General features: G+C 65.7%; 1 protein-coding gene. It reads right to left on the bottom strand.

Translation table 11 applies throughout. The features are described 5' to 3' along the window. The coding region (locus HF327_RS21855; RefSeq protein WP_198462446.1) for an electron transfer flavoprotein subunit alpha/FixB family protein at positions 1–627 on the bottom strand (627 nt) is incomplete at both ends.

Genomic DNA, 627 nt, shown 5'->3' with positions numbered 1-627 from the left:
ACCCACCTGCAGGTCGTTGGGGGCGTAGCCCGCATCCACCGCTGCGCGGCTGGCACCGATGGCCGCACCGAGCTTGTCGGCCAGCGGCGACATGACTTCGGTGAACTTCTCGGCCGAACCCAGGGCACGACCGCCGGAGACGATGATCTTGGCGGCAGTCAGTTCAGGGCGTTCGCTCTTGGTGACTTCACGACCCACAAAGGCGCTCTTGCCGGAGTCGGTCACAGCTGCCGCCGTTTCGACTTGTGCAGAGCCACCGGTGGCTGCTGCAGCGTCAAAGCCGGTAGTACGCACAGTGATGACTTTGACGGCATCGGCGGACTGCACGGTGGCGATGGCATTGCCGGCGTAGATGGGGCGCTCGAAGGTGTCGGGCGCATCGACCTTGGTGATGTCGCTGATCTGGGCCACGTCCAGCTTGGCGGCCACGCGGGGAGCCACGTTCTTGCCGGAAGCGGTCGAGGGGAACAGGATGTGGCTATAGTTGCCGGCAATAGCCAGCACTTGAGCCGCCACGTTTTCGGCCAGGCCGTCCTTCAGGCTTGCGCCGTCAGCGTGGATGACCTTGGAGACACCGGCGATCTGGGCAGCGGCGGCGGCAGCAGCGGCTGCGCCTTCACCGGCGAT

It is taken from the genome of Comamonas suwonensis (assembly GCF_012844455.2).
GTDB classification, from domain to species: Bacteria; Pseudomonadota; Gammaproteobacteria; order Burkholderiales; family Burkholderiaceae_C; genus Comamonas; species Comamonas suwonensis.
The sequence above is the reverse complement of the archived record's forward strand: the minus strand, read 5'-3'. Positions and strand labels throughout refer to the sequence as shown.